11 protein-coding genes are annotated in these 25,586 nt (G+C 68.2%); 2 read left to right on the forward strand and 9 right to left on the reverse strand.

Translation table 11 applies throughout. The annotated features are described in order from the left end of the window. Window positions 1-8: 8 nt before the first annotated feature. From POS15_RS15135 to purL, 5 genes are all read right to left on the reverse strand, one after another. Entirely contained in the window at window positions 9-1,229 is a 1,221-nt protein-coding gene (locus tag POS15_RS15135; protein ID WP_070471692.1) for a type II secretion system F family protein, read from the reverse strand. Window positions 1,230-1,266: 37 nt separating this feature from the next. Beyond that, complete coding sequence (gene gspE, locus POS15_RS15140; protein WP_070471691.1) at window positions 1,267-2,994, reverse strand: type II secretion system ATPase GspE; 1,728 nt, start codon at window positions 2,992-2,994, stop codon at window positions 1,267-1,269. 125 nt (window positions 2,995-3,119) lie between these two features. Next, window positions 3,120-4,973 (reverse strand): S8 family peptidase, encoded by a 1,854-nt coding sequence (locus POS15_RS15145; protein WP_284128381.1) that lies wholly within the window; start codon window positions 4,971-4,973, stop codon window positions 3,120-3,122. 157 nt (window positions 4,974-5,130) lie between these two features. Further along, window positions 5,131-13,758 carry an ESPR-type extended signal peptide-containing protein gene (locus POS15_RS15150; protein ID WP_284128382.1) on the reverse strand — a complete coding sequence of 2,876 codons (8,628 nt, stop codon included), beginning with the start codon at window positions 13,756-13,758 and terminating at the stop codon, window positions 5,131-5,133. A gap of 450 nt (window positions 13,759-14,208) precedes the next feature. Next, window positions 14,209-18,093: a phosphoribosylformylglycinamidine synthase gene (purL, locus tag POS15_RS15155; RefSeq protein ID WP_284128383.1), complete on the reverse strand. Its 3,885-nt coding sequence runs from the start codon at window positions 18,091-18,093 to the stop codon at window positions 14,209-14,211. Window positions 18,094-18,386: 293 nt separating this feature from the next. Between purL and POS15_RS15160 the strand changes: the two genes are divergently transcribed. Beyond that, window positions 18,387-20,495 carry a glycosyl hydrolase family 18 protein gene (locus tag POS15_RS15160; protein ID WP_070471688.1) on the forward strand — a complete coding sequence of 703 codons (2,109 nt, stop codon included), beginning with the start codon at window positions 18,387-18,389 and terminating at the stop codon, window positions 20,493-20,495. Between the two features lie 99 nt (window positions 20,496-20,594). On the opposite strand, the gene POS15_RS15165 is transcribed toward POS15_RS15160, so the two are convergent. Beyond that, window positions 20,595-21,374, reverse strand: a complete 780-nt coding sequence (locus tag POS15_RS15165) for a thioredoxin fold domain-containing protein (RefSeq protein ID WP_070471687.1) — start codon at window positions 21,372-21,374, stop codon at window positions 20,595-20,597. Between the two features lie 104 nt (window positions 21,375-21,478). Further along, a complete protein-coding gene (gene xerD / locus POS15_RS15170; protein WP_102788996.1) occupies window positions 21,479-22,456 on the reverse strand; it encodes a site-specific tyrosine recombinase XerD in 978 nt (325 codons plus the stop codon). Window positions 22,457-22,527: 71 nt separating this feature from the next. Between xerD and POS15_RS15175 the strand changes: the two genes are divergently transcribed. Beyond that, window positions 22,528-23,025: an RDD family protein gene (locus tag POS15_RS15175; protein WP_254427829.1), complete on the forward strand. Its 498-nt coding sequence runs from the start codon at window positions 22,528-22,530 to the stop codon at window positions 23,023-23,025. Between the two features lie 331 nt (window positions 23,026-23,356). Here POS15_RS15175 and lptG read toward each other — a convergent pair whose 3' ends face one another. Beyond that, a complete protein-coding gene (gene lptG, locus POS15_RS15180) occupies window positions 23,357-24,448 on the reverse strand; it encodes an LPS export ABC transporter permease LptG (RefSeq protein ID WP_026069680.1) in 1,092 nt (363 codons plus the stop codon). 14 nt (window positions 24,449-24,462) lie between these two features. Beyond that, window positions 24,463-25,542, reverse strand: coding sequence for an LPS export ABC transporter permease LptF (lptF, locus tag POS15_RS15185; RefSeq protein WP_046273806.1), 1,080 nt, complete (start codon window positions 25,540-25,542; stop codon window positions 24,463-24,465). Between the last annotated feature and the right edge of the window lie 44 nt (window positions 25,543-25,586).

Here is a 25,586-nt window from a genome sequence, read left to right on the forward strand (position 1 = left end):
GCGGCCGGTCAGCCGATGGCATTGGTCAGGTCGTACAGCGGCACCAGCACGGCCACGATCACCAGGCCGACCACCGAGGCCAGCACCAGGGTGATCACCGGCACCAGTGCCGACAGCAGACGGTCGATCGCGCGCGCGCTTTCCTGCTCGAACGTATCGGCGGTCTTGAGCAGCATCGTATCCAGCGCACCGGATTCCTCGCCGACCTGGATCATCTGCAGTGCCAGCCGCGGAAACCGCTTGCCCCGCGACAGCGAGGCCGACAGCCCGTTGCCATTCTTGACCTCGTCGCTGGCGGCATCCACGTCGGCAGCCAGCGCGCGGTTGCTCAACACATTGCGCGCGATGCCCAGGCCGGACAGCAGTGGCACGCCGTTGCGCAGCAGCGTGCCCAGCGTGCGGGCCAGGCGTGCGGTCTCCAGCTTGCCCAGCAGCGGGCCGATGCCTTTGCGCTGCAGCAGCCAGCCATCCACGGCCAGGCGCGCGGCCGGTTGCCGCAGCCGCCGTTCCACTACCAGCGCGATCACGGCCGGCACCACGATCATGATGACCCAGCCTTCGCGCACCACCAGCCCGGCGGTGAGCACCCACTGGGTGAACCAGGGCAGCGCGACATCCAGGCTCTCGTACATCAGCGCGAACTGCGGCACGACGTAACCCAGCAGGAACAGCAGCGCACCGCCGACCACCACCAACAGGATCGCCGGGTAGATCAGCGCGTTGATCACGCGCCCTTTCAGCTCGGCGCTGCGCTCGAGGTAATCCGAGAGTCGCTGCAGGGTGTCGTGCAGGCTGCCGCCGGCCTCACCGGCGCGCACCATGTTGATGTACAGCCGGGAGAACAATCCGTGCTGGCGTTCCAGCGCGGTCGAGAGTGGTGCGCCACCGCGCACGATGTCGCGGATGTCGGTGATGACGCGGCGGGTACGCTCGTCTTCGGGCAGTTCCAGCAGGATGCTCAGCGCGCGGTCCAGCGGCTGGCCGGCACCGAGCAGCGTGGCCAGCTGCTGGGTGAACTGCACCAGCGCGCCGCCATCGAACGGCTTGCGGCGCAGCAGCGCCAGCCACGACGACGCCCCAGCGACACCCTCGCTGGCCAGACGTGCCTCCATCGGCATGTGGCCCTGGTCCTGCAGCCGCGCGGCGACCTCCGCTTCGCTGGCTGCCTCCATCTGGCCATCGAACAGTTCGCCGTGGGCATTGAGCGCCTTGTAGCGGTACTGGGGCATGCTCAGCCACCCACCCGGTATTGGCCGCAGGCACGCATCAGGCATCCTCCGTCACGCGCAGCACTTCTTCCAGCGTGGTGTGGCCCTGCAGGGCTTTGGACAGCCCGTCTTCGTACATGGTGCGCATGCCCGCGGCACGCGCGATCTGCTCGATCTCGCCCATCCCGGCCCGACGCATCACCGCACTGCGCAGCGCATCGTTCATCACCAGGAATTCCACGATGGTGGTCCGGCCCAGGTACCCGGTCGGTGCGATCGCCGAGGGCTGCGCTCGATACAGGAAAATCTCACCCTCCGGCTGCAGCCGGCGCAGGCCGAATTTATCGATCTCTTCGGGCGATGCGCGATAGCGCTGGGCGTGCTGGGGCTCCAGCCTGCGCACCAGGCGCTGGGCCAGGATGCCATTGATGGTGGAGGTGAGCAGATAATCTTCCACGCCCATGTCGAGCAGGCGGGTGATGCCGCCTGCGGCGTTGTTGGTGTGCAGCGTGGACAGCACCAGGTGGCCGGTGAGCGCGGACTGGATCGCGATGCGCGCGGTTTCCAGGTCGCGCATTTCACCGATCATGATGATGTCCGGGTCCTGGCGCACGATGCTGCGCAGCGCATTGGCGAAATCCAGCCCGATCTGCGGCTTGGCCTGGATCTGGTTGATGCCTTCGATCTGGTACTCCACCGGATCTTCGACGGTGATGATCTTGACGTCGGCGGTATTGAGCTGGCTCAGCGCGGTGTACAGCGTGGTGGTCTTGCCCGAACCGGTCGGGCCGGTGACCAGCAGGATGCCGTGTGGCTGTTCCAGCACCTTGCGGAACTGCGGCAGGAACGCCTCGGTGAACCCCAACCGATGGAAATCGAACACAACGGTGTCGCGGTCGAGCAGACGCATGACCACGCTTTCGCCGTGCGCGGTCGGTACGCTGCTCACGCGCAGGTCCAGTTCCTTGCCCTGCACGCGCAGCATGATGCGGCCGTCCTGCGGCAGGCGACGTTCGGCGATGTTGAGCCGCGCCATGATCTTGATGCGGCTGATCACCGCAGCGGTGAGATTCACCGGCGGGCTTTCCCCTTCGATCAGCACGCCGTCTACGCGGTAGCGCACCTTCAGGCGATTCTCGAACGGTTCGATATGAATATCGGAGGCGCGCAGTTCCACCGCCCGCTGGATCACGAGATTGACCAGCCGGATCACCGGCGCTTCGGACGCCAGGTCGCGCAGGTGTTCGATGTCGTCGACCGCCGCACCTTCACCGTCCGCGGTTTCGATGATCGCGCCCATCGCGCTGCGGCCCTGGCCGAACCAGCGCTCGATCAGATCATCGATTTCCGAGCGCAGGCCGACATGCAGGCGGACCGGCAGCGCCATCGCCAGCTGCACGGCGTCGGCCGCATACGGGTCCTGTGGATCGGACAGCCACAGATCCAGCGCGTCGTCCTGCAACGCGAGGGGGCAGACATGAAACTGCTTGAGGAATCGCACCGTCAGCGGCAGCCCGTCCAGCAGCGCTTCGGGCGGCGATTCCGGCACGGCCTTGGCGTCGAGCAGCGGCAGCCCGAGAACCTCGGCGCAGGTCTGTGCATGGTCGCGCTCTGATACCAGCCCCAGGCGGACCAGCAGGCCGAGCAGGCTGCCACCGGATTCACGGTGCAGCGGACGCGCGCGGGCCAGATCGCTGTCCTTGAGCCGACCTTTCTCCAGCAATACCCCGACGATGCGGGATTCAGCGGTGGATTCTGCAGTGGGGTCCTGGGCAACCGCGTTCAAGAAGCTTCTCCTGGCAACCGCTGCGACTTTAGCAGTTCACCGCGATCGTACGCGGGATTCCACACCGTCCAGATGTAAAAACGGGAGCCCGTCACATGACGGACTCCCGTGGCGTTTGACCCGTATTACTGGTTGGCGAGAATGCTCACGCCGCTGAACGCGGACTCGCCCACCACCTTGATGTAATACGTTCCGGCCACCGGTGCGGTGAAGCGCACGGTTTCACTGTTGCCCGGACGCGTGGACTTGGCATCGAACGCGGTCGCGGTCGGCTCCTTGCCCTGGCTCACATACACCGAGACGTTGCCGCTGCCGCCGTAGGTGAGCAGGCTCAGTACCTTGCCGGCCTGCGCCTCGAAGCTGTAAAGCACTTCGCTGCCACCGGCGCCGCTCAGGCCACCCACGGCGACCTTGTTGGTCAGCGGGGTCGCCACCGGACCGCAGTTCTCGGTGCACTCTTCTTCCAGCGCCTTGTCCAGGGCCGCCTTGGCATCGACGATGCCGGTGCCGATCGGGGTGGCGGTCGGGATGGTCACCGGGAACGCCCGCGCGGTCTGCTTGAGCAGTGCTTCCAGCGCGGCCGGGGTGAGCGGATCCTTGCCGGCCGCGGCGACCGCGCCCTGCACCAGCGCCGCCACCGCCGCAACGTGCGGAGAGGCCATCGAGGTACCGGCCATGCCCATGTAGCTGTAGGCACCGGAGGTCGGCGTGGTCAGGCCGTTGTAGCCGGACTGCCACACGTAACCGCCCGGGTTGCCGTCTACGCTGCCGCCACCGCCCGGGCCGGACAGATCCACTACCGGGCCGAAGTTGGAGTAGTAGGCGATGCCGCCGGTGATGCGGGTGGCGCCGACCGCCACCACGTTGGCGCAGCTGGCCGGCCGGAAGTTGGCCGCGTTGGAGGCCGAGTTGCCGGCGGCGACCACCACGGTGGTGCCCCGCGATACCGCACCGTTGATGGCGTCCTGGTAGAGCGCATCGCATGCGCCGCCACCGCCCAGGCTCATGTTGATGACCTCGGCCGGGTTGGCATTGGCCGGAACCCCGGCAACGGTGCCGCCGGAGGCCCAGGTGATCGCATCGGCGATGTCGGAGAGGTAGCCGCCGCACTTGCCGAGCACGCGCACCGGCAGCACGCGGGCCTTGTACGCGACGCCTGCCATGCCGACGCCATTGTTGGTGGATTCGGCGATGGTGCCGGCCACGTGGGTGCCGTGCCAGGAACTGTCATCGGCCAGCGAGCCGGCATAGCACTCGTTGTCGTTCTCCACCCAGTCACCGTAATCCAGCGCGCCGGGCACGCGGTCATCGGTGACGCGGCGGGAGGTCTCCGCGTCGCTGATGAAGTCGTAGCCTTCCAGCAGATTGCCGGAGAAGTCCGGATGCTGCGGCAGGATGCCGGTATCGAGCACCGCCACCACTACGCCTTCGCCCTGGGCGATGTCCCACGCGGCCGGCGCATTGATGCCGCCGGTAGCGCTGTTCAGATGCCACTGGTACTGCGCGTAGTACGGATCGTTCGGCACCAGCTGCGGGGTCGCGTCGCGCGGGCGCACATCGGTGCGCTGCAGCTTCACGTCCACTTCGGCGTACTGCACGGAAGGATCGGCCTTGATCTCGGCCAGCACCTTCTGCAGTTCGGCCGGGCTCAAGCGGCCCTGCAGGCGGATCAGATCGGCACCGACACCGAGCTTGCGCACGATCTGCGGGTTCACCGCGCTGGCACGCCCGGCGGCGGAGCCACCGACACTGGCGCGGGCGACCGCCGACTGCACGGCCGTCAGCTTGGCCGAACGATCCGTGGCCGCGGCACTGCCGGGGCGGTACTTGACGATGATGCGCTCTGCGCCCTGGGCGGCAGCCGGCTGGCGCACCGGCTCCTTGGCCGGCAGGCCCGCGGCATAGGCGCTGGCGCCTGCGGACAACGACAGCACGGCGGCTGCCAGCACATTGATGCGAAGGTTCTGCTTACTGGTCACGTTGACGTCCTCTTCAAGGTCATGGATCAAACGACTGTTCAGGCCAACACTCCATGCGAGCTCCCTGGCCGGCCCTGGCCAGGGTTCCCGTGACCCGCCCCCTCAGGCCTTGCATTGCGTTGCGGCGGGGCCGCGCACGGCCCCGCGTTGAAACGGCTTACCAGCCAAAGCCGGCACCCACGCCGACCGAGCTGTCATCACTGCTGAAGGCACCGCCCAGGGTCACCGTGGCGCGCTCGCTGAGCGCACGCTGGTAGCCCAGCGACAGGGCCGATTCACCGCCCTGGAAACCGACGCCGACACCGACGCGGTTCTGGGTGCGCACGCCGGCGGCGCTGGTGGCCATGTTGAGCATGGCCGCGCTCATCGCGCCCTGGCGATCGATGCGGCGGTCCTGGTGACGCAGGCGCTGGTCGATCTCGCCCTTGTAGATGTCGAAGCTGTCGGCCATCGAGGTGAAGCGCTGGTCGGTGTAGCTGTTGGCGGTCGCGATGCCGCCATCCAGCTGGCCTTTGTTGACCGCATCCGTGGCCTGCGTACCGGCCGCGACGTTGGCGACCTGTCGCTCGTTGCCGACGCTGCCGACCGAGACGGTGTCGGCACGATCGGCGACCGAGCCCTGGCCCAGCGCCACCGAGTTGGCCGCCGAGGCGGTCGCGCCCTGGCCGATGGCCGTGGCCGAGGCCCCGCTTGCGACGGCACCGTCACCCATCGCCACCGCGTTGACGGCGGCAGGTGCGGCCGCCGGCGCGTTGATTGGCTGACTGCTGCCGACACTTGCAGCGGTCGGCGCGCCTTGCACGTTGGCGACGACGGTTTCGCTGGCAGCGCTGATGACGCTGGCCTCCTGCACAGCGCTGGTGTCCGCTGCGACGCTGGCAGTCGCCAGCGAGGCAGTCCGTGCACGTGCACTGCCACTGCTGCCACCGGCGACACGCTGATCGAGGTCGCTGACCTTGCGGTCCAGCGCACCCAGTGCATCGCCGACATTGCTGTACGTCGCGCCCTGGATCACATAGTTCGGCGCAACGAACACGCCCTGCATGCCGACACTGGCCCCGCCGCCGAGGAAGGTGGCGACATCGGTGAGCGACTGGAACAACTGCCCGCCGTTGATCGCCTGGCGGCTGCCGGATGCGATCGAACCGCTGCCGACGTTGTCCAGCGTGGTGCCCTGCAGACCCGAGAGGGTGAGCGTGTCGCGGCTGCTGTCGTCGTAGGTCAGCGCATTGGCGGTGACGTTCTCGACCGAGCCGATCCGGGTGTCGATATCACCGACCTGGGTTTCCACCGCACCCACGCGCTGGTTGGTGGTGTTGAGCTGGCCGCCGGTCACCGCATCGGTGCTGCCCGCCGCGATGCGACCGGCACCCACATTGACGATGCGGCGTGTCGCCGGGCCATCGGTGCCGTTGCCGCCACCGACCGAGACCACATTGGCTTCGACCGCGCGCGAGCCGGCGCCCAATGCCACCGCGTTGGCACCGGAGACGCCTGCCGCCGACCCGATCGCGATGCTGTTGGCCCCGTTGCTGGCGAACGCACCGTTGCCGATCGCCACGCCGTTGGTCGCATTGGTCGAGGCCTGGCGACCAATCACGGTGCTGTTGGCACCGCGTGCCGAGGCATCGGCACCGACGGCCGTGGCACCGGTGGCCGAGGCGACCGCTGCGGTACCCAGTGCACTGCTGCGTGTTGCGCTGGCCGTGGCGCCGGAACCGGCGGCGAGTGCATCACTGCCGCTGGCCGTGGCCACGCCGCTGCCGCTGGCCTGGAAGTGCTTGCCGACCGCATCGGCCGTGGTAGCGACCGAATCCAGCTGCGACTTGGTCACCGCGTCACTGGCATTGACCGCATCCCCGACATTGGTGATGCGCCGCGTCGCCGGGCCGGTGGTGCCGTTACCGCCGCCGACCGAGACCACATTTGCCTCGCTGGTGCGGGCACCGGCGCCGAGCGCGACGCTGCCGGCACCACTGGCCGACGAACTGGTGCCCAGTGCGGTGGCATTGATGCCGCTGTAGGCATAGCTGTCCTGGCCGATGGCGGTGGACCCCTGCGAGGTCGCCCAGGCCAGCTGCCCGACCGCCGTGGTGCGTGCCGCGGTTGCCCAGGCGTTGGAACCGGCAGCCACACTGTTGTCGCCGCTGGCCTGTGATGCGTAGCCGATCGCATTGGCGTAGCTGCCCGAGGCGGCGCTGCCCCAGCCCAGTGCGGAGGCGTAATCGCCACTGGCTTCGGCTCCGTAGCCCAACGCCGTGGTGCGCGCGCCGCTGGCCGCGCTGAACGTGCCGACGGCGGTGCTGTAGTCACTGCCGGCTTCGGCGCTGTAGCCGAAGGCCGAGGACTGCAACCCGGCCGCCGTGGCACCGGCACCGGTCGCGGTGCTGAAGCTTCCGTCGGCCTGCGCCCCCGCACCGAGCGCGGTGGCACCGACGGCGCTGGCGCTGGTGGCCTTGTCGAGCAACACGTTGCCGTTCTCATCTTCGTAATACAACGCACCACCGATGGCGGTCGCCGAGTCGGCCGTGGCCGAGGCGTTGAAGCCCGACGCAGAGGCATTGCGCCCCGACGCCAGCGCGCCGCTGCCGTAGGCCGAGGCCCCGGTACCGAACGCATTGGCCGCCTCACCCGCCGCAGTGGCATACGCCCCGTCGACGAAGCTGCCGACGTCATCGCCGTTGCCGCTGCCCGAGGCCTGGAAGAACCGGCTGGTGGTTTCGGCCACATCGGCGACCGCACTGAGCTGATCGACGTTCACCGCGTCGGTGCCTTCCGTACCAGCGGCGACGTTGGTGATCTGCCGCTGCGCGGTGGCGGTGCCGACCGAGACCGAGTTGTCGCGATCCGCGGTGGAACCGGCGCCGAGCGCAACACTGTTCACGCCTTCCGCGCTGGCACTGGCACCCAGTGCCGTGGCATTGCCCGCATCGGCCCACGAGTTCCAGCCGATCGCCGTGGCGTAATCATCGGTTGCCCACGCGCCCGCACCGAAGGCCGAGGCACCGGTACCCGATGCGCGCGACGGCAGCAGACCGAAGAAGGTCGTGCCACCGATCGCCACGCTCTCATCGCCGGTGGCTTCGGAGTACTCACCCACCGCCACCGCACCAGCGCCGGAGGCCGTCGAGGCCGCACCCACCGCCACGGCGTAGGCGTTGGAGGCGACCGCCCCGTAGCCCAGCGCGGACGAGAGCTGGCCGGTCGCTTCGCTGTAACTGCCGAAGGCCGATGCACCGGCTTCGGAGGCATTGGCGCGGAAGCCATTGGCGGTGGCCTGCTGGCCGGCCGCCGTGGACTGGCTGCCGGTCGCTGTGGCGTATGCACCACCGGCCTGTGCACCGGCGCCGGTGGCGCTCGCACCGATCTCGCTGGCACTGGCGCCGTTGCCGATCGCCACGCTGTCTTCGCCGGTCGCCTGCGCGTCACTGCCCAGGGCCGCGGCGCCGTCAGCGCTGGCCAGGGCATTGAAACCGACGGCCGTGGCGTTGTCCGCGATGGCGGTGGCGCCGCTGCCGAGTGCGCTGGCGCCGTTGCCGATGGCGTTGGCGGCCTCACCGGCAGCCAGCGCATTGTCGCCTTCCACGTAGGCACCGGCGTCGCTGTCGTCGCTGCCGCTGGCCTGGAAGTACTTGCTGGTGGCTTCGGCGGTGGCCGCCACCTCCTTCAACTGCGCAAGGTTGACCGCATCGGTGTCTTCGGTACCGGCACCGACATTGGTGATCTGCCGGTCGATGGCCGCATGCACCACGCCCGCGGCGTCTGTCCAGGCTTCTGCGGCGCCGACCGACACGGCGTTGGCACGGTCGGCCAGCGAACCGGCACCGAGCGCGACGCTGTTGTCGGCGTCCTTGGTGGTCCACGTGTTGCTGCCGACCACGGTGGAGTTCAGCGCCTGCGCGTAGCTGTTGTAGCCCACCACGGTGGCACCGTCTTCGGTTGCCCAGGCTTCGCTGCCGATGGCCGTGGTCTGGATGCCCTGGGTGACGCTGCCCGCATCCGCACCGGCCAACGCGTTGAAGCCTACGGCCACGCCGTCCTCGGCGGTGGCGGCGTTGTTGCCGACCGCCACACCATACTGGCCGGCGTTGGCCTGCACGCCGAAGGCGGCGCCGGCGATGTCCGCACGCGTGCCCTGGCCGACCGCCGTGGCGACCTCGCCCGCCTGCGCATTGCTGCCCAGCGCGGTGCCGAAGAAGGCGGCACTGGCATTGGCGCCGAACGCGCTGGCCTGCCAGCCGTCGGCGGTGGCGAAGTTGCCGATCGCGGTGGACTCGCGGCCCAGCGCCCACGCACCGTACCCGACCGCCGTCGCGGCCAGGCCTGCCGCCTCCGAGCCAGCGCCGATCGCGACCGCACCGAAGCCCTGCGACAGCGAACCACCGCCGATGGCGACGGACGCCGCACCGGACGCCGCGCTCAGATCGCCGATGGCGACTGCCCCGGCAGCACTGCTGCTGGCGTTGCTGCCGATCGCCACGGCGTTGTCCCCGGTGACCGTGGCATTGAAGCCCAGGGCGGTGGATTCATTGGCGATCACGGTGCTGCCACTGCCCAGCGCGGTGGCGCCGTTGCCGATGGCATTGGCGGCCTCACCGGCAGCCAGCGCGTTGTCGCCTTCCACGTAGGCACCGGCATCGCTGTCGGCACTGCCACTGGCCTGGAAGAACTTGCTAGTGGTGGCGGCCGCATCGGCCACCGCATTCAACTGGTTCACGTTCACCGCATCGGTGCCGTCGGTACCGGCGGCGACGTGGGTGATCTGGCGCTGCGCATCGGCGCTGCCGACGGAGACGCTGTCATCGCGGTCGGCGATCGAGTCCGCGCCCAGCGCAACGCTGTTGGCCCCGGTGGAGGTTGCTGCGTTGCCGAGCGCGGTGCTGTTCACGCCGGGCGACCATGCTCCACCACCGACAGCCGTGGAGTAATTGCCCGACGCTTCGGTAGGCAGCAGGCCGAACAGCGCACCACCGACGGCCACGCTGTTGATGCCACTGGCCAGGCTGCCCTGGCCGGTGGCGGTGCTGTAGGCTCCGGAGGCTTCAGCATCACCACCGAGGGCCACGCTGTTGGAGCCGGTCGCCTGCGCGAAGCTGCCCAGCGCGGTGGCGTTGAAAGCCGAGGCCACGGCATACCCGCCGATCGCGGTGGTGTAGTTGGCGGTGGCTTCGGAGGCGAAGCCATAACCGGCCGACAGCGTGCCACTGACCACGCTTTCGGCACCTACCGCGGTCGCGCCGTCGCCACTGGCGCTGCTGAAGTAGCCCAACGCCACGGATTCTTCACCGGCCGCGTCGGACAGCGCGCCACCGGCCAGGCTGCCGGCGCCGGAGGCGACGCTGGCCGCACCGGTCGCGGTGCTCTGCTCACCCGAGGCCAGGCTTTCGGCACCGCTGGCTGTTGCGTATTCGGCGGTCGCCTGTGCGTTGGCACCGGTTGCGCTTGCGTTGGCACCGCTGGCGACGGCGTTGAAGCCGACGGCACTAGCGTTGTCCGCCAGCGCAAACGCGCCGCTGCCGATCGCCGCTGCACCGGTGCCGGCTGCGAAGCTGCTCGAACCGACTGCGGTGGCGTAATCGCCATCGGTCGCCGCGTTTGCACCGGCGGCCACACTCTCCTCGCCACCGGCGACGGCAACACCATCACCGCTGGCCTGGAACTGATCGGTGGCTGCGCTCAGCTGATCGAGATTGACCGCATCACTGCCTTCGGTACCGGCGGCGACCTGGGTGATCTGGCGCTGCCGGCCATCGTTGCCGACCGAGACGGTGTAGGCACGATCAGCGACCGCACCCGCGCCGAGCGCCACGCTGTTGGACGCACTGGCATTGCTGCCGGCGCCGATACCGATCGCGCTTTCACCGCCGGCCACCACATTGGTGCCGATGGCGATGGTGTTGATGCTGTTGCCCAGGGCCTGGAATCCTACGGCTACGCTGTTGTCGCCGTAGCCGAAGGCACCACGGCCGAGCGCGGTGGAACTGCTGCCGCGCGCCCAGCTGTTGTAGCCGATCGAGGTCGATCCGGTGCCGCTGGCCCAGGCCGACTGGCCGACTGCGGTCGCGTTGGCTTCGGTCGCCCATGCACTGGAACCGAAGGCGGTGGCGCCATCGGCAGTGGCCCATGCATAGGCACCGGTGGCCGTGGTTTCTTCGCCACTGGCGAAGGCATTGTCGCCCTGCGCCACGCTGTAATCGCCGGTCGCGCGGGCCTTGTAGCCGCTGGCCAGGCTGTTGCTGCCGGTGGCCTGCGCGCCGCTGCCGAAGGCGTTGCTGGTGGTGCCGGTAGCTTGAGCACCGGCACCGACCGCCACGCTGTCCGGCGCCGCGGTCGCACCGATCAGGATCGCATTGCCCTGCTCATCGACCAGCGGCTGGTTGTACTCGTCATAGGCCTGGCCCAGCCCACCGATGGCGACACTGCCATTGCCGGTGGCGCTGCTGTTACGGCCCAGCGCGACGGTGTCATCGCCGACGGCGGTCGCGCCGCCACCCACTGCCGTTGCACCGGCCCCCAATGCGTTGCTGGCCTCACCGGCCGCCAGCGCATCCTCACCCTGCGCGTAAGCACCGACCGCACCGCCGGCCGCACCGTTCGCCTTGAACTGCGCCGATGTCGCCGAGGCCGAACTGGCCACTGCATCGAGCTGGGCCTTGTTGACCGCATCGGTCGCTTCGCTGCCTGCAGCGACATGGGTGATCTGCCGCTCATTGCCAACGTCGCCGATAGAGACGGTGTTGTCACGGGTGGCAGTGGAGTTGGCGCCGAGCGCGACGCTGTTGGCGCCGCGCGCGGTGCTGTAGAAACCGACCGCCGTGCTCAGTTCCCCGCTGGCCCAGGTCTCCGCGCCGAGTGCAGTGGCGCCCTCACCCGGGGCATAGGCGAAGTAGCCCACGGCGGTGGCTTCAGTACCCGAGGCTTCGCTCAGGGTGCCGTTGGCCACGGCGTAATCGCCGCTGGCGATCGCACCTGCGCCGACGGCCGTGGCGGCTTCGCCGCTGGCCTGGGTCTGCACGAAGAAGCCCAGCCCCGGCAGCAGATCCGCCGGGCCACCGATGGCCGTGCTGCTGTTGCCGGTCGCCACACTCTGCGTCCCGACCGCAGTGGAATAGTCGCCGGTGGCGTTGGCCACCGCGCCGAAGGCCGACGCCTGTGCACCGGCCGCGTACGCGCCGACGCCGTAGGACGACGCAGCGAACCCGGAGGCTTCCGCACTTGCACCGACCGCCGTGCCACCCACGCCGGCGCTGGTCGCGCCAGTATCGACCGGTACGCCGCCATTGGTGATCAGCGGATTGCCATCGGCATCCACCGCAGCACCGCCGACCGCCACGCTGCCCGGGCCATTGGCCTGCGCATTGGTGCCGAAGGCCGCGCTGTTCTGGCCGGTGGCGCTGGCGTTGTAACCGACCGCCGTTGCGTTCTGCGCGGTCACCGTGGCGCCGCTGCCGAGCGCGGTCGCACCGTCGGCCAGCGCGTTGGATGCTTCACCGATCGCCGTAGCGTTGTCGCCTGCCGCGAAGGCACCGGCATCGCTGTCGCTGCTGCCGGTGGCCTGGAAGTACTTGTCCGTGTTGGCGGCGACGGCGCCGACGGCATCGAGCTGCGCCTTGTTCACCGCATCGCTGTCATCGGTGCCGTCGGCGAGATTGGTGATCTGGCGGCGCAGGCCGCTCTGCGCATTGCCGACCGACACCGTGTCGACGCGATCGGCGTACGAGCCGGCGCCGAGCGCCACGCTGCCTACCGCAACCGCAGCGGAATTCGCACCCAGCGTCGCACTGAAATCGGCGACCGCGACGCTGAACGCACCGACCGCCACCGACGCTTCGCCGGCACTGGCCGCGCCGCGGCCCAGCGAGGTGCTGCCAGGGCCGATGGCCAGTGCGCCGCCACCAATCGCGGTCGCGCCATCGGCGCTGGCTTCGGCAAGACCGCCAATCGCGGTGGCCGCGCCGTTTTCACTGGCCGCCACTGCCGATGCACCGAGCGCGACATCGCCCAGACCGAACGCCGCAGCGCTCTGGCCGAGTGCGATGCTCGCATCACCGAAGGCCAGGCTGCCCTGGCCGAACGAGCTCGCCCCGAGGCCGACCGCGAGTGCTTCGCTGCCCACTGCAGTGGTCGCATTGCCGATGGCCTGGCTGCTGTGGCCCAGCGCCGTTGCGCCGTCACCGTCCGCGTTGGCGCTCGCCCCTGCGGCCAGCGCACCTTCGCCATCGATCTTCGCCGCGTCGGCATCGTTGCCGTCACCGTCGGCCTTGAAATAGCGGGTCGCGCCTTCGGCTGCCACTGCAACCTTGTCCAGCTGTGCCTTGTTCACCGCATCCGTGGCGGCGGTGCCGGCGGCCACGTTGGTAACCTGCCGTTCCTTGCCCGCATCACCCACCGATACCGTGTTGGCGCGGTTGGTCTTCGAGCCGGCGCCCAGCGCCACGCTGTTCGCCCCGGAGGCCGTGCTGTTGCTGCCGATCGCCACCGCATTGGTGCCCGAGGCGGTGGCATTGCCATCAACGACACAGCTGTCGATGACCGTGCTGTTCAGAACCACGCAGTTCGCGTTCCCACCCACCTCCACCGACTGCGCACGCGCTGTCTGCGCGCCGCCTGCCATGCCCACTCCCAGCGTCAACGCGATGGCGGCGCAGAGCAGTGCGGTGTTGCGTCCGCCAGAGGTTCGGCGCTGATCGATGACGACACCCGAGGACTGGCTGCTGGCCAATTCCGAGGCGACGACCATCTGCCCCAGTGCTTTGTTCCAGACCTTGCGATAAATCCGATTCATCGATGCGGCTCCTGATTGGGCTGGTTTTAGGCAAAGCGACGCCAACGCCGGACCGCGTGGTCCAACGTCCCCTGGGGGCGTTTTTTCGCTTGATTTACTGCGTTGTGCGCAATGGCTGGCAGATACCTACAGCGTGCACGCCATCCATGCGGTTACTGTGGAACTGAACGCTGTCGAAATGAGGATGCAGTGTTAACGTACAGTTTGAACAACGTCAAGACTTTGACATTGAAATTCATATGACCGCGAAGTGCGTCACAAAAACCACGCGTTATTGAAGGATTTTGTTAGATACATGTGAGTAACGGCGATAACGTCATTTCACGTTGTAACGTGATGTAACTCATTGCTGCCGATCATGTTGTGGGGCGTACAAAAGAAAACCGCCGGGCAAGCCGGCGGTTTCTTCACGCGGTTTTCACTGCCTCGAATGGGAGGCGATGCGCAGTATCAGCCGCACCATACTCTTGCGTTGCGGAACATCCGCAGCCACGGCGAATCGCCGTTCCAGTCCTGCGGATGCCAGCTGTGGTTGATCGCACGCGGGCTGCGTTCCGGGTGCGGCATCATGATCGTAGTGCGGCCATCGGTGGTGGTCAGGCCGGTGATGCCGTCGGGCGAGCCGTTCGGATTCAGCGGGTACTGGGTGGCTACGTTGCCGTCGCCATCGATGTAACGCAGCGACACGCGCGCCGCCGCCTGATCGACCGCATTGGCGAACACCGCCTGGCCTTCGCCATGTGCCACCGCGACCGGCAGGCGTGAACCGGCCATGCCACGCAGCAGGATCGACGGCGATTCCACCACTTCCAGCAGCGCGGTGCGCGCTTCGAACTGCTCGCTGCGGTTGCGGCGGAACTGCGGCCAGTGCTCGGCACCGGGGATGATGTCCTTGAGCTGGCTCATCATCTGGCAGCCGTTGCACACACCCAGCGCGAAGCTGTCTTCGCGGGCGAAGAACGCCGCGAAGGCATCGCGCAGCGCGCTGCGCTCCAGCACCGAGGTGGCCCAGCCGCGGCCGGCACCGAGCACGTCGCCGTAGCTGAAGCCGCCACAGGCCACCAGGCCGGTGAAATCGGACAGCGCGACACGGCCTTCGATCAGGTCGCTCATATGCACATCGAACGAACTGAAGCCGGCACGTTCGAAGACGTTCGCCATTTCGATCTGGCCGTTGACACCCTGCTCGCGCAGCACCGCCACGCGCGGACGTGCGCCGGTGTTGATGAAAGGCGACGCCACATCTTCGTTGATATCGAAGGTCAGCTTGGGCTTCAGGCCCGGCGCGTTGAAGTTGCGCGCGATCGCACGCTCCTGGTCGGCGTTGTCCGGGTTGTCGCGCAGCTTCTGCATGGCGTGGGTGACCGACCACCAGGCATCGAACAGCGCTTCCCAGCGCCACTCGACCAGGCTTTCGCCCTGCAGCGAGACACGCACCACCGGGGCGGTGGTCGGACGCGCGATGCGCTGCGCGCATTCGGTCAGTGCATGGCGTTCGACCAGATCAGCAAACGCGGCGCGGTCTTCCTTGGCGATCTGCACCACCGCACCCAGCTCTTCATTGAACAGGCTGCGGAACGGATCATCGCCCCAGGCATCCAGGGTGATGTCCAGGCCCAGGCGCGAGGCGAAGGCCATCTCGCACAGCGCGGCAAACGCACCGCCATCGCTGCGGTCGTGGTATGCCAACAGCAGGCCGGCCTGGCGCGCATCGCGGATCAGTTCGAAGAACGCGCGCAGGCGCTGTGCATCGTCCAGATCCGGCACGGCACCGGCGAAGGCCGGCAGCGCGGAATGGTCGGCGTGCACCTGGGCCAGGATCGAGCCGCCCAGACGCTGTTTGCCAGCGCCCAGGCCGATCAGCCACAGCTCGCTGTCGGCGTCACGGTCCAGCAGCGGGGTCAGCTGGCCGGTCGCATCGGCAACCGGCGCGAACGCCGAGATCACCAGCGACACCGGCGACACCGACTTGTGCGCCTGCCCGTTGTCCTGCCACTGCGCCTGCATGGAAAGCGAGTCCTTGCCGACCGGAATGCTCAGGTCCAGCTGCGGGCACAGCTCCATGCCGACCGCACGCACCGCGTCATACAGCAGCGCGTCTTCGCCGTGATGGCCCGCCGCGGCCATCCAGTTGGCCGACAGCTTCACCGTTTCCAGTGCATCCACCGGCGCCGCACACAGGTTGGTGATCGCTTCACCGACCGCCATGCGCGCCGACGCGGCCGCATCCAGCAGCGCCAGCGGGGTGCGCTCGCCGATCGACATCGCTTCGCCGGCCACGGTGTCGAAACCGGCCAAGGTGATGGCGACGTTGGCCAGCGGCAGCTGCCACGGGCCGATCATCTGTTCGCGTGCGGTCAGGCCACCGACGCTGCGGTCACCGATGGTGACCAAGAAGTTCTTCGAGGCCACCGAGGGATGGGCCAGCACGCGCAGACCCGCTTCGTGCAGGTCCAGCCCCGCGGTCTTCAGCGCCGGCCAGCGCGGCGCCGACGGGTGCACGGTGTCGCGGTGCATCTTCGGCGCCTTGCCGAACAGCACGTCCATCGGCAGATCGATCGGGGCATCCACCGGGGTATTGCCCACGGTAGCGCCGTACGCCACGACGAGCCGCTCTTCAGCGGTTGCGACGCCAACGGCGGCGAACGGGCAACGTTCGCGCGCACACAGCGCGGCGAACTCGGCCAGACGCGCCTGCGGCACGCCGAGTACATAACGTTCCTGCGATTCGTTGCACCACAACTGCATCGGCGACAGCGACGGGTCATCGGCGGGCACCTTGCCCAGATCGATCACGCCACCCACGCCGGAGTCGTGCAGCAGTTCGGGAATCGCGTTGGACAGGCCACCGGCGCCGACGTCATGGAACCAGCGGATCGGATTGTCCAGGCCGAGCGCGACGCAGCGGTCGATCACTTCCTGGCAGCGACGTTCCATTTCCGGGTTGTCGCGCTGCACGCTGGCGAAATCGAGGTCTTCGGCGCTCTCACCGGAGGCCACCGAGCTGGCGGCACCACCGCCCAGGCCGATCAGCATCGCCGGGCCGCCGAGCACGATCACCGCGTCGCCGGGCTGCAGGCGCAGCTTCTCGACCTGGTTCTGGTCGATCGCGCCCAGGCCACCAGCCAGCATGATCGGCTTGTCATAAGCGCGGGTCAGGCCCTGCCCTTCGGGCAGTTCGAAGCTGCGGAAGTAACCGAGCAGGTTCGGGCGGCCGAACTCGTTGTTGAAGGCGGCGCCGCCGAGCGGGCCGTCCAGCATGATGTCCAGCGCCGGTGCCATGCGCGGGTTCAGCGCGCGCGGCGCTTCCCACGGCTGCGGCAGGGTCGGGATGCGCAGATGCGAGACCGAGAAGCCGGTCAGGCCGGCCTTGGGCTTGCCGCCGCGGCCGGTCGCACCTTCATCGCGGATTTCGCCGCCCGCACCGGTGGCCGCACCCGGGAACGGGGCGATCGCGGTCGGGTGGTTGTGCGTTTCCACCTTGATGCAGAACGCCGAATCGACCACGGCCTCGCTGCGGTACTGGCCGCTGGCCGGGTCCGGGCGATAGCGCGCGGCCGGGAAACCGGCGACCACCGCGGCGTTGTCGCTGTAGGCGCTCAGCGTGTGCTGCGGGGTCTGCTGGTGGGTGTTCTTGATCATCCGGAACAACGAGTGCGACTGCTCGGCACCGTCGATGGTCCAGCTGGCATTGAAGATCTTGTGGCGGCAGTGCTCGGAGTTGGCCTGCGCGAACATCATCAGTTCCACGTCCGACGGCTTGCGGCCCAGTTCGCCGAAGCGCTGGCGCAGGTAGTCGATCTCGTCCTGGGCCATCGCCAGGCCGAGGCGGGTGTTGGCCGCTTCCAGGTCATCCAGCGCGATCCGTTCCAGCTCACCGCGGGCCGGGGCGCTGAACAGCGCCTGCGCCTGCGCGGTCTCGGCCAGCACGGACTGGGTCATCGGGTCGTGCAGCGCGCGGATCACCGCTTCCTGCGCGGCCGCGTCGGCCGGCCATCCGGCCAGATCGATACGCAGGCCACGTTCGACCCGGCGGATCGGCTGCCCGGCACCGCGGACCAGCTCGGTGGCCTTGCTCGACCACGGCGACAGCGTGCCCAACCGCGGCACCACGAAGCGCGATACCGCCCCGTCCTCACGCCCGGCCAGCGCGGGCTGGGCTTCCAGGATCCGGCTCAGGATCGCCGGGTCCGGGGCCGCATCGCCCTCGGTCTGGATGAAGTAGACATGCCAGGCACCGGTGATGCGCAGATCGGCGGCCAGGGACTGCAGGCGGGATTCAAGACGTTCGCGGCGGAACGGCGAAAGGGCGGATGCGCCCTCGAGGACCATCATGTCCGGGGAACCGTGGTTGGGAACGGGGCCCACTATTGTACCCAACTCGGCCGCCGCGGCCCGGCCCCGGGGATCGGCAGGCCCAGGCGGTGCCCAGCCCAGTTCACACCCGAACCATGCACTGGTTCACGGATTGGCCGCCGATTACATGATAACGTTATCACCACCTGGCCCACGGCCAGGTGCCGTCCGTCCCCCATGTCGTTGCCGGCCTCTCTCACCGGCGTCCGGAACTGCTGCACGCATGCCGCCATCCCGGCGGCATGCACACACCACCTGATCGGAGACCGACCATGCCAGACCCGATTGCGCGCCGTGCAGTGACATCGTTTACCTCCCCAGCCCCCACCCTGCGTCCGCGGCGCTGGCTGCTGGCCCTGGCCTTGGCCGCTGCGGCCGGCACGCCCACCCTGGTGCAGGCCGCGAACTGTACCGGGGCGCCCGAATGGAACGGCGCGGCCATTTATCTGGCCGGCCAGACCCTGCAGAAGGGAGGCGTGCTGTACCGCGCCAACCAGGACATCTGGAACGCACCGCCGGACCACCCGGCCGGCGCGCCCTACTACACCAACCTGGGCGCCTGCGATGGCAGCGGCAGCAACCAACCGCCCACCGTCAGCCTGACCTCGCCCACCGCCGGGGCCAGCTTCACCGCCGGCAGCAACATCACCGTGAGCGCCAACGCCAGCGATACCGACGGCAGCGTCAGCAAGGTGGAATTCTTCCGCGGCGGCACCTCGCTGGGCATCGACACCAGCGCGCCGTACAGCGTGGTCTGGAGCAATGCCTCGGCGGGCAGCCACACCTTCAAGGCGGTGGCCACCGACAACAACAATGCGGTGACCTCCTCGGCCACGGTCAGCGTGACCGTCACCGCAGCCAGCAACGACACCACGCCGCCCAGCGTGCCGGGTGGGCTGGCTTCACCTTCCAGGACCGCCACCACGGTGAACCTGGCCTGGAATGCCGCCACCGACAACAGCGGCGGCAGCGGCGTGGCCGGCTACGACGTGTACCGCAACGGCAGCCTGGTCGGCTCGCCGAGTGCCACCCAGTACACCGACGGCGGCCTCACCGCGAGCACGGCCTACACCTACACGGTGCGCGCGCGTGACAACGCCGGGAATGCGTCGGCGCAGAGCAGTTCGATCAGCGTGACCACGGCCGCCGGTGGCGGGGGCGGCGGCAACAAGCGGGTGATCGGCTACTTCACCCAATGGGGCATCTACGGCCGCAACTACCAGGTCAAGAACATCGATACCAGCGGCTCGGCAGCGAAGCTGACCCACATCAACTACGCCTTCGGCAACGTGCGCAACAACCGCTGCGAAGTGGGCGTGACCCAGGCCTCCGACCCGAACACCGGCGTGGGCGGCGATGCGTACGCTGATTACGGCAAATCCTTCGCTGCCGGGGCCAGCGTGAGTGGCGTCGGCGATACCTGGGACCAGCCGCTGCGTGGCAACTGGAACCAGCTCAAGCAGCTCAAGGCCAAACACCCGAACATCAAGGTGCTGATCTCGCTCGGCGGCTGGACCTGGTCGCGCGGGTTCTCCAGCGCAGCGCAGCCGGCCAACCGGCAGGCGTTCGTGGCCTCGTGCATCGATGCCTACATCAAGGGCAACCTGCCGGTCGCCGATGGTGCCGGCGGCGCGGGTGCGGCACTCGGCGTGTTCGATGGCATCGACATCGACTGGGAGTACCCGGTGGCCTGCGGGTTGAGCTGCGGCACACCGGCCGACAATGCCAACTTCACCGCCCTGCTGGCCGAATTCCGCCGCCAGCTCGACGCAGTGCGGCCCGGGCTGCTGCTGACGGTGGCCGTGGGCGCAGGCGTGGACAAGATCCGGGTGACCGATCCGGCCAGCTACCACCCGTACCTGGATTTCATCAACGTGATGACCTACGACTTCCACGGCGCATGGGATCCGCAGACCAACCATCACTCGGCCCTGTTCGATTCACCGGCTGATCCCTCCACCGGCGACCAGAAGCTCTACAACAGCAACGATGCGATGGAAGCCTTCCTCAGCCGCGGGGTACCGGCCAGCAAGTTGAACCTGGGCATCGGCTACTACGGGCGTGGCTGGACCGGCGTGGCCAGCGGCAACAATGGGCTCTACAAGAGCGCCAGCGGCGCGGCACCGGGCACGTACGAAGCCGGTATCGAAGATTGGAAGGTGCTGAAGACCCTCAACTGGCCGGTGTACACCGACAACGTCGCCAAGGCCACGTGGATCTCCAACGGCACCACGTTCTGGAGTCTGGATACGCCCGCGATGGTCACCGAGAAGATGGGCTATGTGAAAGCACAGGGCCTGGGCGGTGCATTCTTCTGGGAGTTCAGCGGCGATGATGCGCAGGGCACCCTGACCAAGGCGATCAGTGACGGCTTGAAGTAAGCCCGCCTGACACGGGGCGCTGCCTCGCGGATCCCGCAGGGACGCGCCGCGTTGATCGCAACAACGAAAACGCCCCGGCCTGGCCGGGGCGTTCTGTCTTCAGCGGCTGCCGCCTGCCGAGACACGTTCCAGCGCGGCCTTGAGCTGCGCCGGCGGCAGGTAGCCACCGAGCTGGGTGCCATCGGCGGCGAAGATCGCCGGGGTGCCGTTGACGCCCATCTGCTGGCCGAGCTTGTACTGCATGGCCACCGGATTGGTGCAGTTCTTCGGGGTGACGGCCTTGCCGGTCTTGGCGGCGGTCAGGGCCTGCTTGCGGTCGGCAGCGCACCAGACCGAGATCATGTCGGTGTAGTCCTGGCTGCCCAGGCCCATGCGCGGGAAGGCCAGGTATTCCACGGTGATGCCGTTGCGGTTGAGCTCGGCGATGTCCTGGTGCAGCTTGCGGCAGTAGCCGCACTCGATGTCGGTGAAGACGCTGACGGTGTACTTGGCATTCGGCGCGGCAAACACGATGCGCTCGTTGTGCGGCACGCCATCGAGCAGCTTGCGGCGGTAGCTGAGCAGGCCCTGGCTGCTGACCGGCGCCTTGTTCTGGATGTCGTACGGCTGGGACTGCATCAGGTAGCGGCCGTCATCAGAGACGTACAGCACCTGGCCACCGACCAGCACCTCGCGGAAACCGGCAAACGGCGCGGCCCCGATGAAATCAGGCTGGAAGGTGGGGTCCAGCTGCTGCAGCGCGGTGCGCACGCGCTGGTCGGCATCACCGGCAGTGGCCGGGGTGGCGGCAGTGGTCTTGGCCGCCGGAGCGGACGGTTGCTGCGCGCAGGCAGACAGGCTGAGCGCGCCGAAGAGCGCCGCAATGGCAACACGGAGCATCGAGCATTCCGGTGTAAGAGGTCAGGCTGGATTCTCGCACAGCTGCCTGCTCACGCAGCTGGACCGCAGTGGAACGGTGAGGCGCGGCCGCGTTTGGCCCCGCCTCAGCCGCGCGGGTGGTGCTTGGCGTGCAGCTTCTGCAGGTGCTCGCGGGCCACCAGCGTGTAAATCTGGGTGGTGGACAGCGAACTGTGGCCGAGCAGCATCTGCAGGGCGCGCAGATCGGCGCCCCGGTTGAGCAGGTGGGTGGCGAAGCTGTGGCGCAGGCCATGGGGACTGATCCGGGCGGGGTCGATCCGGGCCAGCACCGCGTACTTCTTCACCAGCCCCCAGAACTGCTGGCGGCTCAAGGGATGCAGGGAGGGCTCCAAAAACATCGGCACAGCGCCGTCCTGTGGCGTCGGCACGTTGCGCTTGCCGGTGAGCTGCGGGCGCGATTCGGCCAGATAACGTTCGAGCCAGTGCTGGGATTCTTCCCCCAGCGGAACCAGCCGTTCCTTGCTGCCCTTGCCGGTCACGCGCAGCACACCTTGGCGCAGATTCACGGCATTGGCCGGCAGGTTGACCAGTTCGCTGACGCGCAGGCCCGCGGCATACATCAACTCCAGCATGGCGCGGTCGCGCAGCCCAAGCGGCGTGTCGATGTCGGGACTGGCCAACAGCGCATCGATCTGGCTTTCGGCCAGCGCCTTGGGCAGCAGCCGCGGCAGCTTCGGCGGATCGAGCAACGCACTGGGGTCATCGCTGCGCTCGCCGCGGCGGACCGCATCGGCGAAGAAGGCCCGCAGCGCGGAAAGCAGGCGGGCATTGCTGCGCGGCGACCAGCCATGGCGGGAGCGCCAGGCCAGGTAGTCGAACAGCCCGGCGCGATCGAGACCGGCCAGCCCCCCGGCCGCGCCATCGCGCCAGCGCGCGAGACCTTCCAGATCGCGCCGGTAGCTGTCCAGACTGGCACGCGCGAGGCCGTGTTCGGCCCAGGCCGTGTCGAGGAAGCGCTGGATGCGGACGTTGTCGTCGTCGCGCAGCTCGGGCAGGTGCTGGATGAGCTGGCGGCGCAGTGCGGGGGTGGTGGCATCGGACATGCGCACAGCATACGGAGCAGGCCGTGCGTGGGCCATCGAACGCGGGCAGCGGGCCGGGTATGCTCCGGGTCATGACCGATACCGCGCTGTCGTCCCCCGCTGCTGATCGCCCTGCATCGTTGCTGCTGTGGCGTCTGTTGTCACTGTTGTACGACTTCTTCCCCGCCCTGGCGCTGTGGATGCTGCTGGGGGCGGTGTTCGTGGCGGTCTACACGATCAGCGGTCACGCAGCGCGGGAGAACATCGCCCCGTTCAGCGCGTGGCAGTGGGCGTTGTGGGCATGCTGCTGGGTCGTGACAGGCCTGTACGCGACGATGAGTTGGCGCCGCGGCGGGCAGACGCTGGGGATGCGGCCGTGGCGGTTGCGGGTGGTGTCGCTGGACGACACAGGGCCGACGCGCAGGCAGTTGTGGCTGCGGTATGCGGTGGGGTCCCTGTCGGTGCTGACGGCCGGCCTGGGGTTCTGGTGGGCGCTGGTGGATCGGCAGCGGTTGACCTGGCATGACCGGGCCAGCGGGACGCGGGTTGTTCGGTTACCGAAGCACTGCGCCAACCCATCAGGACGGTAGAGCCGGGCCATGCCCGGCTGCTCTCCCTCCCCCACCAGCACACTGTCGGAGGCGCGGCGGGATTACCAGGCCGGGACCGTGTGCTGCCATGGATGGCAGCACACGAGCCTACATGGGTGAGAGCGGATGGCTCGCGAGGCACTGCCTCGCATCCGGTCGAACGCACAGCCGCCAGCAGCTGGGCCGGCCGCGGAGCGGGACTTGCGGCGGGTCCCGGAATGGTGAGCCCGTCGCGCCTGCCTGAGAGATCATGGTGGCCGCTTTGGCTTTGGTCTTTGGCTTTGGTCTTTGGCTCTTGCAGCGTTTGACATCTTCCGCTCGAGCAGAAAAATCAGCCCGACTTTCGTCGGAACAACAACCCGGATACCACCATCATCACGATCGGGGGCAGCGCATACGCAATCCGGTAATCGAACTTCAACGCACCTGCCATGCGCCCGAAGAACAACTGCAGCAACCAGAAGCCCAGCGCGAACAGAATGCCCAGGAACAAGCGCTTGCCCATGCCACCGCTGCGCAGCGAACCGAACGCGAACGGCACCGCCGCCAGGCACAGCGCCAGCACATTGATCGGATAGAACCAGCGGCTCCAGTACACATCCTCGTAATCGCGCGCGTCCAGCCCATTGCGCTTGCGGTACTCGATGCTGGTGCGCAGATCCATCGCCGTCAGATTGCGCGGCTTGGAAATGCCGCTGGCCAGCGCCGCCGCATCCAGGCGTGAATCCCACGGCTCGGACTCGGCCGTCTCGCGGGTGGCCGAACGCTCACCGAACGTGTCGCGGCGGACTTTGTTCAACACCCAGCCGTCGGCGCCGTGCTCGGCGGTAGTCGCATAGGTGAGCGAGGCCAGGCGGCCGTCGTCGGCGATCTTGTACAGGCGCACGTCGTGCAGGATCAGCCGCGTGCCCCCGCCGGCCTGCAACTGCTCATCGCCGCTCTGGGCGTTGAGGAAGGTATCGCCTTCGCGCGCCCATACGCCCGAGTAGCGGGCCGCGCTGAGGCTGCTGCCCCACTTGGCGCTGATCTTGATGTCGTCGGCCTTGCTCTGGCCCCACGGGCCCAGCGTTTCGCCGCTGAACACCATCACCGCGGTCATCAGCGACAGCGCGATCGCCACCGAAACGCTCAGCCGCTTGCGCGACAGGCCCAGCGCACGCAGCGCGGTCAGTTCGGAGGTGGCGGCCAGCTGGCCCAGCCCCATCAGCGCGCCGATCACGGCGGCGGTCGGGAAAAAGGTGTAGGCACGGCGGGGCACGGTGTACAGCACCCAGGCGGCGGCGTGGCCAAGGGTATAGCTGCCCTTGCCGACGTCCTTGAACTCGCCGGAGAAGGCCATCACCACGTCCAGGCCGACCAGCACCGCCCAGGTCAGCAGGACGGTGCCGAACACGGCACGGCCCAGGTACAGATCAAACCGCATGGGGCGCAACACGTTCATGCGGTCCTCCGGGGGCGCGACAGTTTGCCGTCGCGGAAATACATCCACAGGGCCAGGCCCAGCAGCGGCAGGGTCAGCCACCACAGGCCCGCCACGGCGGGGATCTTGCCATCGGCGATCCAGCGGGTGCCGATGAACATCAGGTTCATGCCGACCATGTAGGCCAGGAAGGCCAGCATCATCCGGCCATAGCGCTGCTGGCGTGGCGAGCTGCGGGCCAGCGGCAGGGTCATCAGGGCGAAGGCCAGTGCGATCAGCGGCGGGGCGATACGCGAGTGCAGCTGGGCCTGGGCCTCGGGGCGTTCATCGCCGAACAGCTGGGTGGTGCGCAGCAGCTCGGGGTCATCGTCCTTGCGGGTCTCGGCACCGTCGGGCATGGCTACGTCGTTGCGGGCGAAGGTCATCAGCTTGTAGTCCAGCGCGCCATTGGCCGGGCCTTCCACCTGGTGGCCATCGTCCAGTTCCAGATAGCGCTGCTTGGCACCTTCGAAGTACATCCGGCCGTGATCGGCGGAGATCACCTCGAGGCGATCCTCCTTCTGGCGCTGCAGGAAGACCTTTCCCAGCTGGGTGCCGTCCGGGGAGACCGAGGACAGGTAGACCACGCCGCCATTGGGCAGCGGGGTGAACTTGCCCGCCTCCAGGCCGGCCATGACCACGCTGCGGTTGGCCTCGTCGATCATCGTCTCGCCGGTGCGATCGGCCCAGGGGCCCAGCCACAGCGAGCACAGGGCGATCAGCCCGACCACCGGCACCACCAGCATCAGCAGCGGGCGCAGCAGGCGCTTGGGGCCGACCCCGATGGCGGTGATGACCGCCATTTCCGAGTCCCGGTACAGCCGGGCCGTGGCCAGCAGCAGGCCCAGCATCAGCGCCAGGGGCAGGATCAGCGGCATATAGACGATGAACTGCAGGCCCAGCTGGGAGAACAGCAGGCGGGCAGGCAGGCGGCCGTCGGCGATGTTGCCGAGGATGTCCACCAGGACACCACCGACGCTCACCACCAGCAACACGATCAGGGTGGCCAGGAAACTCTGGACGAAATCACGCAGGAGATAGCGATCGAGCTTCGACATGGGGCGGTGGTTTAAACTCTCGGATTCGTTCGCGGTGCTGCCCA

It is taken from the genome of Stenotrophomonas sp. BIO128-Bstrain, from assembly GCF_030128875.1.
GTDB classification, from domain to species: Bacteria; Pseudomonadota; Gammaproteobacteria; order Xanthomonadales; family Xanthomonadaceae; genus Stenotrophomonas; species Stenotrophomonas bentonitica_A.